The organism is Aeromicrobium sp., assembly GCF_036676885.1.
Classification (GTDB): Bacteria; Actinomycetota; Actinomycetes; order Propionibacteriales; family Nocardioidaceae; genus Aeromicrobium.
Genome location: NZ_JAKFCB010000288.1, coordinates 1 through 12,451, shown reverse-complemented (window position 1 = coordinate 12,451; position 12,451 = coordinate 1). Strand labels below are relative to the sequence as shown.

The 12,451-nt window shown below is 69.6% G+C and carries 14 protein-coding genes and 1 pseudogene; 8 read left to right on the top strand and 7 right to left on the bottom strand.

The annotated features are described in order from the left end of the window. The 4 genes and pseudogenes from V6M46_RS13120 to V6M46_RS13105 all read right to left on the bottom strand — a co-directional run. A pseudogene (locus V6M46_RS13120) lies at positions 1-386 on the bottom strand (hypothetical protein); the annotation flags it as partial. 13 nt (positions 387-399) lie between these two features. Beyond that, positions 400-3,153, bottom strand: coding sequence for a penicillin acylase family protein (locus V6M46_RS13115; RefSeq protein WP_332665832.1), 2,754 nt, complete (start codon positions 3,151-3,153; stop codon positions 400-402). Positions 3,154-3,229: 76 nt separating this feature from the next. Further along, on the bottom strand, positions 3,230-3,748 hold the full coding sequence (locus V6M46_RS13110) for a DinB family protein (RefSeq protein WP_332665829.1): 519 nt from the start codon (positions 3,746-3,748) through the stop codon (positions 3,230-3,232). 13 nt (positions 3,749-3,761) lie between these two features. Beyond that, positions 3,762-4,421: a TetR/AcrR family transcriptional regulator gene (locus V6M46_RS13105; RefSeq protein WP_332665826.1), complete on the bottom strand. Its 660-nt coding sequence runs from the start codon at positions 4,419-4,421 to the stop codon at positions 3,762-3,764. 98 nt (positions 4,422-4,519) lie between these two features. Here V6M46_RS13105 and V6M46_RS13100 point away from each other — a divergent pair, with 98 nt between their 5' ends. Continuing rightward, on the top strand, positions 4,520-5,536 hold the full coding sequence (locus tag V6M46_RS13100) for an NAD(P)-dependent alcohol dehydrogenase (RefSeq protein ID WP_332665824.1): 1,017 nt from the start codon (positions 4,520-4,522) through the stop codon (positions 5,534-5,536). On the opposite strand, the gene V6M46_RS13095 is transcribed toward V6M46_RS13100, so the two are convergent. After that, positions 5,511-5,942 (bottom strand): nitroreductase/quinone reductase family protein, encoded by a 432-nt coding sequence (locus V6M46_RS13095; RefSeq protein WP_332665821.1) that lies wholly within the window; start codon positions 5,940-5,942, stop codon positions 5,511-5,513. The two genes, V6M46_RS13100 and V6M46_RS13095, sit on opposite strands and share 26 nt — an antisense overlap. Positions 5,943-6,124: 182 nt before the next feature. Between V6M46_RS13095 and V6M46_RS13090 the strand changes: the two genes are divergently transcribed. The 7 genes from V6M46_RS13090 to V6M46_RS13060 are packed head-to-tail and all read left to right on the top strand — an operon-like array spanning position 6,125 to position 10,512. Beyond that, entirely contained in the window at positions 6,125-7,363 is a 1,239-nt protein-coding gene (locus tag V6M46_RS13090; protein ID WP_332665819.1) for a CpaF family protein, read from the top strand. Further along, positions 7,351-8,211, top strand: a complete 861-nt coding sequence (locus V6M46_RS13085) for a type II secretion system F family protein (RefSeq protein WP_332665816.1) — start codon at positions 7,351-7,353, stop codon at positions 8,209-8,211. Before V6M46_RS13090 ends, V6M46_RS13085 begins: the two co-directional genes overlap by 13 nt. Continuing rightward, positions 8,208-9,122: a type II secretion system F family protein gene (locus V6M46_RS13080; RefSeq protein ID WP_332665813.1), complete on the top strand. Its 915-nt coding sequence runs from the start codon at positions 8,208-8,210 to the stop codon at positions 9,120-9,122. Before V6M46_RS13085 ends, V6M46_RS13080 begins: the two co-directional genes overlap by 4 nt. A 12-nt stretch (positions 9,123-9,134) precedes the next feature. Next, positions 9,135-9,296 (top strand): hypothetical protein, encoded by a 162-nt coding sequence (locus V6M46_RS13075; protein ID WP_332665810.1) that lies wholly within the window; start codon positions 9,135-9,137, stop codon positions 9,294-9,296. Between the two features lie 3 nt (positions 9,297-9,299). Then, positions 9,300-9,695, top strand: a complete 396-nt coding sequence (locus tag V6M46_RS13070; protein WP_332665808.1) for a TadE/TadG family type IV pilus assembly protein — start codon at positions 9,300-9,302, stop codon at positions 9,693-9,695. Continuing rightward, positions 9,692-10,117, top strand: coding sequence for a hypothetical protein (locus tag V6M46_RS13065; protein WP_332665806.1), 426 nt, complete (start codon positions 9,692-9,694; stop codon positions 10,115-10,117). Before V6M46_RS13070 ends, V6M46_RS13065 begins: the two co-directional genes overlap by 4 nt. Beyond that, entirely contained in the window at positions 10,114-10,512 is a 399-nt protein-coding gene (locus V6M46_RS13060; protein WP_332665803.1) for a pilus assembly protein TadG-related protein, read from the top strand. Before V6M46_RS13065 ends, V6M46_RS13060 begins: the two co-directional genes overlap by 4 nt. Before the next feature lie 114 nt (positions 10,513-10,626). Here V6M46_RS13060 and V6M46_RS13055 read toward each other — a convergent pair whose 3' ends face one another. Then, the gene (locus V6M46_RS13055; RefSeq protein ID WP_332665800.1) at positions 10,627-11,838 is read right to left on the bottom strand and encodes an NAD(P)/FAD-dependent oxidoreductase; all 1,212 of its coding nucleotides are present in this window, start codon (positions 11,836-11,838) and stop codon (positions 10,627-10,629) included. Between the two features lie 78 nt (positions 11,839-11,916). After that, a complete protein-coding gene (locus V6M46_RS13050; protein ID WP_332665798.1) occupies positions 11,917-12,333 on the bottom strand; it encodes an HIT family protein in 417 nt (138 codons plus the stop codon). Positions 12,334-12,451: the final 118 nt, after the last annotated feature.

Here is a 12,451-nt window from a genome sequence, read left to right as displayed (position 1 = left end):
TTCGGGATGAAGTTGCCGCCTGCTGCCCAACCCCGGGTGTCGATCCGGGCCACATGGATCTCGGGCGCCTGGACGCACGCGCCGTTCTCGCTGTTGTGCTGGCGCAGCAGGTCGGCGGCGATGAACGCCTTGAAGTCCTCCGGTGCACCGGTCAGCCTGGCCACGTCGGCGGGGTTCGCGACGATGACCTCGTCGTCGCCGTAGTCGATCAGCGTCGACGCGCTCGTGGACTTCGTCGGGGCCGGAACAGGGGTCGTGGTCGCGGTCGACGCGGTCGACGTGGGAGCAGCGGTCGTCTTCTCCTCACCGCCCTTGGGGTCGTCCGAACCGCTGCACCCCGCAGTGAGCAGCAGGATCGCGATGGCTCCCGGCAGGGTGCGTCTCATACAGGTCAGTAGATCACCGCGTCCGGTGCGTCCGGTAGTCGACGACCTGCTGGAACGTCGGCCGGTTCTGCCAGTCGATCGGCCGGACGCCGACGATGCCCCCGGGCGTCGACCGGATGTAGTCGATCGACTTGTCGTACGTCAGCTGACCCGGGCTCGTCACGCCCTGCGCAGCCTGGGCCCGCTGGACCGCGCCCAGCAGCGAGGTGCGCAGCGTCGTGCGGCACGTCGACAGGGTGCCGCACAGCCGGAAGGCGTACGGCGCCTGCACCGTCGATCCGGTCAGCTGCCGCAGCTCCTTGTCGATGTAGCCGTACCAGGGCGAGCCGAGCCAGGCCGATCCGCCGCCGCCACGCGGATGGTCGTCGAGCGGCTGCGGCAGTGACCGCGCGAGAGCGGCGCCCAGGCTCGGCGTGATGAAGTCGTGTGCCAGTGACTGGTCGCCGTCCTCCCACCACGTGTCGAAGATCCGGATCGCGGCCTGGTGGGCGTACGAGCCGTCGCGGTCGTAGTCGACGCGGTTGGCGCCGGAGGCCAGCCAGGCCGACAGCAACGACCGCGCCTCGGCGGTCCTGGGATCGTCTCCGAGAACCTCGAGCAGGATCGGGAGCAGCTCCTTCGCGCGCACGTCCTCGGTCGCGGCGTCCTCGACGATGCCGGCCAGCTGTGCGCGGCCGATCTTGCCCGCCGCGATCGCCTTCGTCACGCGACGGCTGAGCGCCTGCGAGCGGTGGACGGATCCGTCCGACCACTTGTCGTCGGCCGCGGCGAAGTCGCGCGCGGGCTTGTTGTTCCAGCTCGCGAGGTAGCCGGTCGACGGGTTGGTCTGCTGCGGGTGCTTGGCGGCGCTGAGCCACCCCGTCGGTTCGAACGCCTTGCCGGCCCAGCGCGGCAGGTCGGTGTCGGTGCCCGCCGCGCGTACGGGCAGGCGCCCCGACGAGAAGAACGCGATGTCGCGGTCGTCGGAGTAGAACCAGTTGAACGTGTAGTCGATGCCGTTGGCGGCCTGCTTGAACGTCGTCGCGTCCTTGACGAAGTCGGGGTTGTTCAGGCGTGAGAAGCCCAGGATCGACGCGGCTTCACGTCCGTACGTGCTGCGTTCGAGGACGACCGCAACCGGCACGCCCTTGACCGTCGTGCGGGTCTGCACGATGCCGTGGTTGGTGCGCCACACCTGCATCTTGATGGTCTGGGGCGCGGTGGGCGCCGAGATGTTGGGGACCACGGTCTGCTTGTGCTCGTTGTACCGCATCGGGACGCATGCGCCACCGTCCTTGCGGTACGACGTCGAGTTGACCGTCGGCGCGCTGCCGTCGGCGTTGCACAGCTTCTCGATCACGGTGTCGACGTTGTCGCTGCCGGAGCTGGTCGCCGACCAGGCGTAGTCGACACCGTGGCCCAGCTCGACGACGAGGTTGGTGCCGGCGAACGACACGCCGCGGGCGAAGACGCCGGGACCCATGAGCACCTGCTCGTTGAGCAGCTGCGGGTTGTAGTAGCCGGTCTGCGGCCCGAACACGGTCAGCGGGTGCCCCGTCGTGGTCTTGCCGGCGCCGACCAGCAACGCGTTGCTCATGCCGTTGGCCGAGAACAGGCTGCTGAGGTCGATCGTGCCCGAAGGCGTCTCCACCTCGTCCGGCACGCCGGTGAGTCCCAGCCTGAGCGCGTCCAGCAACGTCTCGATGGGGTTGCTGGTGCCGGCGTCGTCGCCGGATCCGGTGCCGTGCGCGCCGTCGAGGTCCGGGATCGCCACCCCGGGCTGGTGCGGGTTGAACGCCAAGTTGTCGTACGGGAACGACAGCGTCGACGTGGTCGGCGCCTCCGGGTCGTTCTTCTCCCGCAGGCTCGCGAACATCTTGTCGGCCTTGGTCGTCCCGTACTTCTTGACGAGCTCGCCGTAGTAGAGGCTGTTGGCGTACTCCTGGCCGCCGCCCTTGCCGAAGATGCCGCCGACCAGCGAGGCGACGTAGGTCAGGTCGGCACGCGTCCACGGGGTCGGCTTCTTCTGGAGCGCGGCGTATTCGGCCGGGCAGTTGAGCCCGGTCGGCAGGCCGAGCGGGCACATCCGGTCCTGCGCGGCGTTGATGCCGGCGAGGTACGCGTCGGCGCCCTCGAGCAGGCGCTGGCCCTCGGCCCCGTTCTCCTGCGCGATGATCTCGAGCTGGTCTGCCGCCTCCTGGGGCGTGTAGTACGCCGAGCGGACCTGCGCGCGGTCCATCGCGATGTTGCCGGGGGTGCCGCCGACGAACTCGGCGCCGCGCCCCGCGCCGAGGTGCCGCAGCGCGTCCATCAGGAACATCCGGTCCTGCGTCCCCGCGAAGCCCGCGCCGAACATCGTGTCGTTGTACGTCTGGCCGGTGATGTACGGGACGCCGTACGCGTCGCGCACGATCGTGACGCCGGCCTTGGGCGTCTCGGTGCTGACGACCTTCTCGGGCACGAAGCCGGCCTTCTTGTAGTCCTTGTCGACCACGGCCTCGGTGATCTCACCGGGCTTGTGCTTCGCGAGGTCGTCATACATCTCGAGCTGATCGGCGTAGTTCTTCGGTGCGTTCTTGCCCTCCGTCGCGGTCAGGCCGCCGCCGAGCAGCACCTGCGCGAGCTGCAGTGCGTTGATCGAGCCGCGCTGACCGGCGGGCACGATGTTGCGGACCGTCCCGTAGGAGTCGGCGGTCGCGGGGGAGGGTGTGGTCGCCGCGTGGGCGGGTATCGCCGCCGCCGCTCCGACTGCCAGGACACTGAGGGCGGTGATGGCGGCACGACGCACGTAGGTGCTCCTCTGTCTCGATTGTGTTGCAGGTCACAACGATCGAGGGTGACGCGGAGTTACACCTCGGCGGTCGCTAGCGGCTCGTCACGCCGTCGATCGCCTCGCGGATCAGGTCGGCATGGCCGTTGTGCCGGGCGTACTCCTGGACCATGTGGATGTAGAGCATGCGCAGCGACATGTCCTCGCCGTGGCTGTCGAACGTCACGTCGAAGTCGAGGTCCTTGGCCACGGCGTCGGCCGCGTGCTGCTCCTCCAGCAGCTGGGCCACGGCACGTTCGGCGTCGGCGGGGTCGATGACGTTGAAGTCCGTGTCGTCGCGCGCCTCGAAGTTGTGCAGGTGCTCGATGTCCTGCCGGGCCAGCCGCTTGCGGAACCACACCCGCTCGACCTTGGCCATGTGTCGCACCAGGCCCAGCAGCGTGAGGCTCGTCGACGGGATCGGCCGTGACGCGAGCTGCTCGGCGGTGAGTCCCGCGCAGATGTTGAGGAGCGTCGCCCGGTGGTGCGCCAGCATCTCCTCGAGGAGCGGACGGTCGGGGCCGGTCATGGGGCCCTCGGGGGCGGGAGCGGGTGTGGGGACGGTCCAGGTCATGCGTCCGATCGTGTCACGCGTTCGCAGCTGCCAGGCCCGTGAGGATCAGCTCGAGACCGAAGTCGAACTCCTCGCCGAAGTCGTATCCGGGCTTCATCACGTGCTCGGTCGCGAACTCCGTGAGGTACGGGTAGTCCACCGGTGACATCCGCTCCAGCATCGGCCCGGCGATCTCGGCGACGTCGTCCGGTCCGCTCATCGGCAGCGTCGCCTCCTGGAGCGAGAAGCCGTAGACGAACGCGTCGATCAGCGCGAACGCATGGGCGACCATGGCGATCGAGAACCCGGCTTGGCGCAGCGCCCCGATGACGGCGTTGTGATGGCGCAGGGTCGCCGGCCCCGGGCTCGTACGCGTCTCCATCAGGGCGATCGCCCAGGTGTGCCGACCCATGGTCGTACGCGCCGAGCGCGCCCGGCGACGCATCCCGGTCAGCCAGTCGTCGTCTGGCTCCGGCAGCTCGATCTCGCTGAACACGATGTCGACGATGCCGTCGAGGATCTCCTCCTTGTTGGCGACGTGGTGGTAGATCGCCATGGGCTTGACGTCGAGCCGGCCCGCGAGGGCCCGGATCGTCAGCGCGGCGAGGCCGTCGGCGTCGGCGATCGACACGGCTTGCTGCAGCACGCGGTCACGGGTCAGTCGCGTCCTTGCGGTCTTGACCGGTTCGGTCACGATCTTCCCCTTTTGCTCGGTGGTGTGGTTCACTGTAGCGCGTACCGTACTAAGTACGTTTTAGCCTCGCCGCCGGTGCGGCGCCGACAGGAGCAGACATGAGCAGGTCAGACCAGGCAGTGCAGCAGGACACGATGCGGGCGGTCGTCCAGGACGCATACGGCTCCACGGACGTCTTGCGCACCTCGCGCGCTGACGTGCCGGTGATCGCCGACGACGAAGTGCTGATCCGCGTGCACGCCGCCGGCGTGGACCGCGGGACGTGGCACCTGATGACGGGCCGGCCCTACCTCATGCGCGTCATCGGCTTCGGCTTCCGCCGGCCCAAGAACCGGGTGCCCGGCCTCGACGTCGCGGGCGTCGTCGAGGCGATCGGCCCGAAGGTCACCCGCTTCGCCGTCGGCGACGAGGTGTTCGGCATCAGCCGCGGCTCGTTCGCCGAGTTCGCCGCTGCCAAGGAGAGCAAGCTCGCGCTCAAGCCGGCCGGCATCACGTACGAGCAGGCCGCAGCGGTGCCGGTCTCGGCCAGCACCGCGCACCAGGCGCTGCACCTTGCTGGCCGGCTTGAGCCCGGCCAGAAGCTGCTCGTCAACGGTGCTTCCGGCGGCGTCGGCTCGTACGCGGTGCAGCTCGGCAAGGCGCACGGCGCGGAGGTGACGGGCGTCGCCAGCACGGCGAAGCTCGACTTCGTACGCTCACTCGGCGCCGATCACGTCGTCGACCACACCCAGCCGGGCGACCTGCCGGATCGCTACGACCTGATCCTCGACATCGGTGGCAACACGCCGCTGCGCCGCCTCCGCCGGGCCCTGACACCGACCGGCACGATCGTGTTCGTCGGCGGCGAGGGTGGCGGCAACGTCACCGGCGGCATCGGTCGCGGGATGCGGGCCGCGCTGCGCTCGCCGTTCGTGCGTCAGCGGTTCGTGATGATGGCCGCGAAGGAGCGCCACGACGAGCTCGAGCAGGTCGCCGAGCTGATCGTCGCGGGATCCGTCACGCCGGCCGTCGAGCGTACGTATCCGCTTGACGGCGTCGCCGAGGCGCTCAAGCACCTCGAGGACGGCAAAGCCCGCGGCAAGCTCGTGATCACGGTGCTGCCACAGGACGCGTAATCGGCTCGAGGATCGCCACGGGGATCACCCGGCCGGCCTTGCGGGCGTACTTCTCCACCTCTGGCGCCTCCGCCAGCACGACGTCGCGCCACATCGCATCGCGCTCTGCGCCGACCAGCTCGCGGGGCCGAACCTTCAGGCGGTACGCCATGATCTGCACGTCGGCGACGTCTGCCTTGCGGAGGTTGCGGAACCACTCGGGATCGGTCTTGGAGCCCGAGCCGGTGCCCCACACGACATACCCCCCGGACCGCTCGAGGAAGCGAACGCACGTGGACCGCGGTTTGCCCGTACGTCGTCCCGGCGTCGTGATCATCAGCACGTGGACCTTCTTGCTGCCGCTCGACAGGCGGCCGTCCAACCGCTTGTACATCCACACGCCGATCTGGCCCCCGGCGTGCCTCATCCAATGCCTGAACCTGCTCACGAGTGACCTCCGCGCCATCCCCCACATCGAGAGTCCCGCCGGGCACCGGCTCCGTCAAGCAGCAGTCTCCACAGGCACGCGCGACAGGCTCTTCCCAAACGCCTTGTGATTCGGGCACTATCTCTTGCCAAGTCACTTCTTCGGGGGAAGAGGTATCGGGAGTGGAATCGTCGACGTCGGCCCTGTCCGACCGTGTGCGTGACCTCGTACGCCAGCGCCGCATCGACCCACGCACCGACGCCGTGTCCGTACGCCAGGCGGCGCTCGACGTCATCGCGGAGCACGAGTCCCGCAGTCTGACCGGAGCCGTACGCTCGCTCGACGAGCCGGAGCTCGTGATCGGCCAGATCGTGGCCGACGTCTCCGGCTTCGGGCCGTTGCAGCCGTACCTCGACGACGACTCGGTCGAGGAGATCTGGATCAACGACCCGTCGCGCGTGTTCATCGCCCGGGGTGGCCGCCACGAGCTGACGTCGCTGATCCTCACCGCCGAGCAGGTGCGTGAGCTGGTCGAGCGGATGCTGAGCTCGTCGGGTCGCCGGCTCGACATCAGCCAGCCGTTCGTCGACGCGATGCTGCCGGGAGGTCACCGCCTGCACGTCGTCCTCGACGGCATCTCGCGCGGCTTCGCGGCGGTCAACATCCGCAAGTTCGTCGCCCGCGCGCATTCGCTGAGCGACCTGGTCACGCTGGGCACGCTCGACGAGCAGAGCGCGGCCTTCCTCGACGCGAGCGTCGCGGCCGGACTCAACATCGTGGTCTCGGGAGGCACCCAGGCCGGCAAGACCACGCTCCTCAACTGCCTCGCCGCCTCCATCCCGGGCTCCCAGCGGCTCGTCTCGGTCGAGGAGGTCTTCGAGCTGCAGTGCGGCCATCCGGACTGGGTCGCGATGCAGACCCGGCAGGCGGGACTGGAGGGCACGGGTGAGATCTCGCTTCGCGTGCTGGTCAAGGAGGCCCTGCGCATGCGGCCATCGCGCATCATCGTCGGCGAGGTTCGCGCCGCCGAATGCCTCGACCTTTTGCTTGCCTTGAACGCCGGGCTTCCGGGGATGGCGAGCATCCACGCCAACTCGGCACGTCAGGCCTTGGTCAAGATGTGCACGCTCCCGCTCCTCGCCGGCGACAACATCGGCTCGCGGTTCGTCGTGCCGACGGTGGCCTCGTCGGTCGATCTGGTCGTCCATACCGGGATCGGCCCCGACGGATCGCGCGCCGTGCGTGAGATCGTCGCCGTCACCGGCCGGGTCGAGAACGACCTGATCGAGTCCGAACCGGTCTTCGTACGCCGGGCCGGCCGGCTCGAGCGCGGCCATGGCGTGCCGCTGCGGCGCGACGCGTACGAGCAGGTCGGCATCGACCTCGACGATGTGCTGGGAGTCGGCCGATGGGTGCCCTGATCGGCCTGATGGCGGGCCTCGGCCTGTTGCTGATCGGCTGGACGTTCGCAGAGCCGGGCTGGCATCCGGCCCAGCGCAGCGTACGGCGCACCGGTCGCATCGCCAACCTGTTGGCCCGCGCCGGGGTCGAGGGCGTGTCCCCGGCCCAGGTCGTGGCGATGTGTGCCGTCGCCTTCGTGCTTGCTGCAGCCGTCGTGACGGGAGCGTCCGGCGTCCCCGCGATCGGTGCGATCTTCGGCCTGATGTCCGGCGCTCTGCCCATCTCGGTGCTGCGCGGCCGCGCGGCCCGACGCGTGCATGAGCATGCCGCGCTGTGGCCGGACGCCGTCGACAACCTCTCGTCGGCGGTGCGCGCTGGACTCTCGTTGCCGGAAGCCCTCATGCAGCTGGGGGAGCGGGGGCCGGATGGCCTGCGGGCACCGTTCCGGCAGTTCGGCCGCGACTACCAGGCGACGGGACGCTTCCACGACTCGCTCGACCTGCTCAAGGCGCGGCTCGCCGACCCCGTGGGCGACCGGGTCATCGAGGCACTGCGCATCGCGCGCGAGGTCGGCGGCGGCGACCTGGGCCGCATGCTGCGCTCACTGTCGGGCTTCCTGCGCGACGACCTGCGCACGCGCGGCGAGCTCGAGTCCCGGCAGTCCTGGACCGTCAACGGCGCACGGCTCGCCGTCGGCGCGCCCTGGGCTGTCCTGCTGTTCATGTGCCTGCAGCAGGACGTCGTCCAGCGCTTCGCCACGACGGCGGGGCTCGTCGTCCTCGCGAGCGGCGCCGTGCTCTGCGTCGTGGCCTACCGGCTCATGCTGTGGATCGGCCGGTTGCCCACCGAGAAGCGGATCCTCGCGTGAGCGGGGCGCTGATCGGACTGTTGCTCTCCAGCGGTTTGCTGCTCGTCGCTTCCGGCTGGGCGCGCACGAGACGGCCGTCGCTGGACCAACGGCTGACGCCCTACGTACGCGACGTCCACCCGTACGCCGTCGTGCCCGGCCGGTCCCACGGTGTTGTCGACGCGGTGTTCGGACCGTCGATCCGAAGGACCGGGCAGGTCGTGGGCGACCTCCTCGGCGGGTCGGCGAGCGTGTCTCGCCGTCTGGTCCGGCTGGGGTCGACCATGACGCTCGAGGACTTCCGGATCCGGCAGGTGCTGTGGGGCGTCACGGGGCTCGCTGTGGCCATCGGCATCTCCGCACTGCTCTGGTCCGAGCGTGGAGCGGCGGTGCCGGTGCTGTTGGTCATCTGCGTTGTTGGGTTCGTGAGCGGCGTCCTGCTGTGCGACACCAACCTGTCCGCCCGGGTCAAAGCCCACGAGCAGGAGCTGCAGACCGAGTTCCCCGTCATCGCCGACCTCCTGGCGCTCGCCGTCGCCGCGGGCGAGAGCCCGGTCGCGGGCCTCGAGCGGATCATGAAGGTCTGCCACGGTGCCTTGTCGGACGAGCTCGCACGGGTCGTCGCCGACATCCGTACGGGAACACCCATGGCGCAGGCCTTCGACGGGCTCGCGGCACGCACGGGGGTCACCAGCATCGCGCGATTCGCCGAAGGTCTTGCGATCGCCGTCGAGCGCGGCACGCCGCTGGTCGACGTGCTTCACGCGCAGGCGGCCGACGTACGCGAGGCGGGGCGCCGCGAGCTCATGGAGTCGGGCGGTCGCAAGGAGGTCGCGATGATGGTTCCGGTCGTCTTCCTGATCCTCCCGGTCACCATCGTGTTCGCGTTCTTCCCCGGCTACATCGGACTCCATCTGACCTCAGGTATGTAGGAAGGAACTCACATGTGGCAATTCCGATCACCTCGCCGTGACGAGCGGGGCGATGTGCCCGGCTGGGTCATGATCACCGTGATGAGTGCGGGAATCGTGGCCGTGCTGTCCGCGGTCGCCGGCCCGCAGCTTCGCTCGATGCTGACGCAGGCGCTGTCGGCGGTCGGCGGCTGACCCATGCGCCTGCCCGGTGGCGCCGCGCCTGACAGAGGTGCAGCGGTCGTCGACTTCGTGCTGATCATGGTGCTGCTGGTCCCGCTCGTGCTCGGCGTCGCCCAGGTCGCCCTCGTGCTCCACGTACGCAACACCGCAGCGGCCGCGGCGTCCGACGGTGCTCGCGCGGCGGCGCCGCTGGGCGCGACGCCGGCTGACGGGGCCGCGCGAACCCGCACCATGATCCGCGACGCCCTGGCCGACCGATACGCCGACGACGTGACCGCGACGCGCACGACGATCGGTGGCGTCCCCGGCACCGAGGTCGTCGTACGCGCCCGGGTCCCGGCGCTCGGGTTGCTCGGCCCGTCCGTGCCGGTCACCGTGCGCGGCCACGCCGTCAGCGACGTCGAGCCATGAACCGCGACGACGGCACCGCGACGATCGAATTCGTCTGGCTCTCGATCCTCCTGCTGGTGCCCTTCGTCTACATCCTCGTGGCGGTGTTCGACACCCAGCGAGCGTCGTACGGTGTCTCGACCGCGAGCCGTTCCGCGGCGCGGGCGTTCCTCCAGGCGCCCGATGTGGCGTCCGGTGATCAGCGCGCGAGGCTCGCGGCGCGGGTGGCGCTCGACGACCAGGGCCTGCCGGCCGCCAGCGTGCACATCACGTGCCTGCCCTCACCTGCTGACTGCCTCCAGCCCGGCTCGTCGGTCCGGGTCGTCGTCCGTACGACCCAGGCGCTCCCGCTCACCCCGAGCGCACTCGGGTCGCAGCTCGGCGGCATCACGGTCGACAGCACCCACACCCAGCCCTACGGGACGTTCCGGAGGCAGCGATGAGGCGCGAGGCCGGCCAGATCACCGTCATGACGATCGGGTTCTTCGTGTTCCTCGGCCTGCTCGCGGTCGTGGTCATCAACTCGTCCGCCGCGTTCCTGCAGCGGCAACAGCTCGACAACGTCGCCGACGGTGCGGCGCTGGCCGCCGCGGACGGCCTGAGTCGTGCCGACTTCTACCGCCGGGGCGAGGTGCGTCTCGACGGCTCGGAGGCCAGGCGGCTGATCGGCGAGTACGTCACCGGCGACGGCATCCGGGTCGTCGCGGTGAGGACCGATGGCGACCAGGTGCACGTACGACTCGAGCGCACCGTCAGCCTCGCCTTCGCTCCGCCGGGCTGGACGTCGCGGACCACGATCGTGTCCGAGGCGACATCGCAGCTGCGGCTCGGCGACTGAGCCGAGCCGCAGCGACGGGGCGTCAGTCGAGCGCCGACTGGTGTCGTGTGGGCGACGCGTCGGTTGCCGCGAAGCTCAGCGGGCGCCGGGCCTGGTGCCTGGCGCGACTGAGCTCTACCTTGTCGCGGCGGCGCCCATGATGCGGCCGATGTTGTCGGGGGCGAAGAACTCGGCGGGGGAGAGGGTCGCGGCGTTGACACTCACGAAGTCGTCCATCGCCTCCCGGTTGCCGTGCACGGCGCCGAGCAGCTGCTGGGTCTCCGGCGGCGGAGGTTCCAGCCGGGCGAGGTCGGTCGTGAACTCGAAGATCGGCCCGACCTCGGCGTCGCGCTTGCGCTGGTAGTCCGCCATGGCGTCGTCGTATGACCGGGCACCCGTGAGTGACTCGTCCAGCGCGGTGGTGCACAGCTCGACGTCCCGGAACGCATCCGTGATTCCCATCGCGGTGATCGGGTCCTTGTTGTAGCCCGCGTCGCCGACAAGCGCCCACCCCGGGCCGTACGGCTTGCGGAAGAAGCTGGGCACAGCGCCGCCGTTGAACGGCTCGACCCGCTTGGCGACCTTGACGCGCTGGGCAAACTCCGGCGCCAGCTCGAACGTCTGGCGGTAGTTGCTCTCGACGTCGGCCTTGTACGTTCCTGCTTCGGCATACGGCCAGCCGACGACAACCAGCGTCAGGCCGTCGTTGGTCGGGATGGCGGCCCAAGCGCGGCCGGGGCGGACGTGGACCTCGAAGCCCTCGACCGGCAAGCCGCTGAAGTACGTGTAGAAGCTCCATTGCAGGCGAGGCTTCTCGTTGTATTCCTCGGGGTCGAGCGCCTTGGCGACGTGGGAGTTGCGGCCGTCCGCACCGACGACGACGCGGGCTCGCTCGACCACCTCCCCGCCGTCCTTGCTGTGGCCACGGATGCCGACGACGACGCCGTCCTCGGTGACGACCTCGTCGACGTTGAAGTGCTCGCGCACCTCTGCCCCCGCCTCGCGGGCGCCGTCGACCAGGATCTTGTCGAGGACCGTGCGGCGGGGGGCGTAGCCGGTCGAGTGACCTTGGTACGGCCGCGGTGACCCGGCGATCGTGAACGGCCCGAAGTCGAAGGAGTAGCGCTCGACCGGTGGACAGCCCGTGGCGGTGACCCGGTCGAGCAGGCCCCAGCGGTCGAGGGCCGCGACGCCGGGAGCGTGGATCATGTGGGTCGAAAGCGTGTCACTGGGGAACTCCGCTCGATCGACCAGGAGAACTCGGTGACCCTTGCGGGCCAGCTGCATTGCGGTCGGCGATCCGGCGCATCTTGCGCCCACGATGATCGCGTCATAGTCGGTTGCCATCGTCTGCCTCTTTCGGTCGGCCCCCGATCTTTCGAGAGTGAACCTGTTGAGGCGATTCGACAAGGTATGGCGAGCTGGTCAGCCGTCCAGCGCGGCGCGGATCTTGACGGCGTACTCCTCGGCCTCGCCGTCGGCGTACTTGGTGCGTGGCCAGAAGAAGCCGCGCAGGCCGTCGCCCTTGGTGCGTGGCACGACGTGCAGGTGCAGGTGCGCGACGCTCTGCGAGACGACGTTGTTCATCGCGACGAACGTGCCCTGCGCGCCGAGCCCGGACGTGATGGCGTCGGTGACCCGCTGGGCGGTCCCGAGCAGCGGCACCATGAGGGACTCCGGCAGGTCCGACAGCGTCACGACGTGCTCACGCGGCACGAGCAGCGTGTGGCCCTTGAACACCGGGCGTACGTCGAGGAAGCCGACCACGTCGTCGGTCTCCAGGACGATCGTCGCCGGCGTCGCGCCGGCGATGATGCTGCAGAACAGGCAGTCCTTGTCCATGGGTCGATCTCACCACATGGGGGGCATAGGGTGGCGGTATGGCTGAATCAGAGGGAACCGACAACAAGTCCGACATGAAGGCCAAGTTCCGCGAGGCGCTGGAGAAGAAGAAGCACCA

Excerpts from the sequence above, each read along its gene's own strand:
- V6M46_RS13060 (WP_332665803.1), top strand. The coding sequence starts at position 10,114 with ATGAGGCGCGAGGCCGGCCAGATCACCGTCATGACGATCGGGTTCTTC.
- V6M46_RS13075 (WP_332665810.1), top strand. The coding sequence starts at position 9,135 with ATGTGGCAATTCCGATCACCTCGCCGTGACGAGCGGGGCGATGTGCCC.
- V6M46_RS13100 (WP_332665824.1), top strand. The coding sequence starts at position 4,520 with ATGAGCAGGTCAGACCAGGCAGTGCAGCAGGACACGATGCGGGCGGTC.
- V6M46_RS13065 (WP_332665806.1), top strand. The coding sequence starts at position 9,692 with ATGAACCGCGACGACGGCACCGCGACGATCGAATTCGTCTGGCTCTCG.
- V6M46_RS13070 (WP_332665808.1), top strand. The coding sequence starts at position 9,300 with ATGCGCCTGCCCGGTGGCGCCGCGCCTGACAGAGGTGCAGCGGTCGTC.
- V6M46_RS13110 (WP_332665829.1), bottom strand. The coding sequence starts at position 3,748 with ATGACCTGGACCGTCCCCACACCCGCTCCCGCCCCCGAGGGCCCCATG.
- V6M46_RS13085 (WP_332665816.1), top strand. The coding sequence starts at position 7,351 with ATGGGTGCCCTGATCGGCCTGATGGCGGGCCTCGGCCTGTTGCTGATC.
- V6M46_RS13095 (WP_332665821.1), bottom strand. The coding sequence starts at position 5,942 with ATGAGGCACGCCGGGGGCCAGATCGGCGTGTGGATGTACAAGCGGTTG.
- V6M46_RS13055 (WP_332665800.1), bottom strand. The coding sequence starts at position 11,838 with ATGGCAACCGACTATGACGCGATCATCGTGGGCGCAAGATGCGCCGGA.
- V6M46_RS13050 (WP_332665798.1), bottom strand. The coding sequence starts at position 12,333 with ATGGACAAGGACTGCCTGTTCTGCAGCATCATCGCCGGCGCGACGCCG.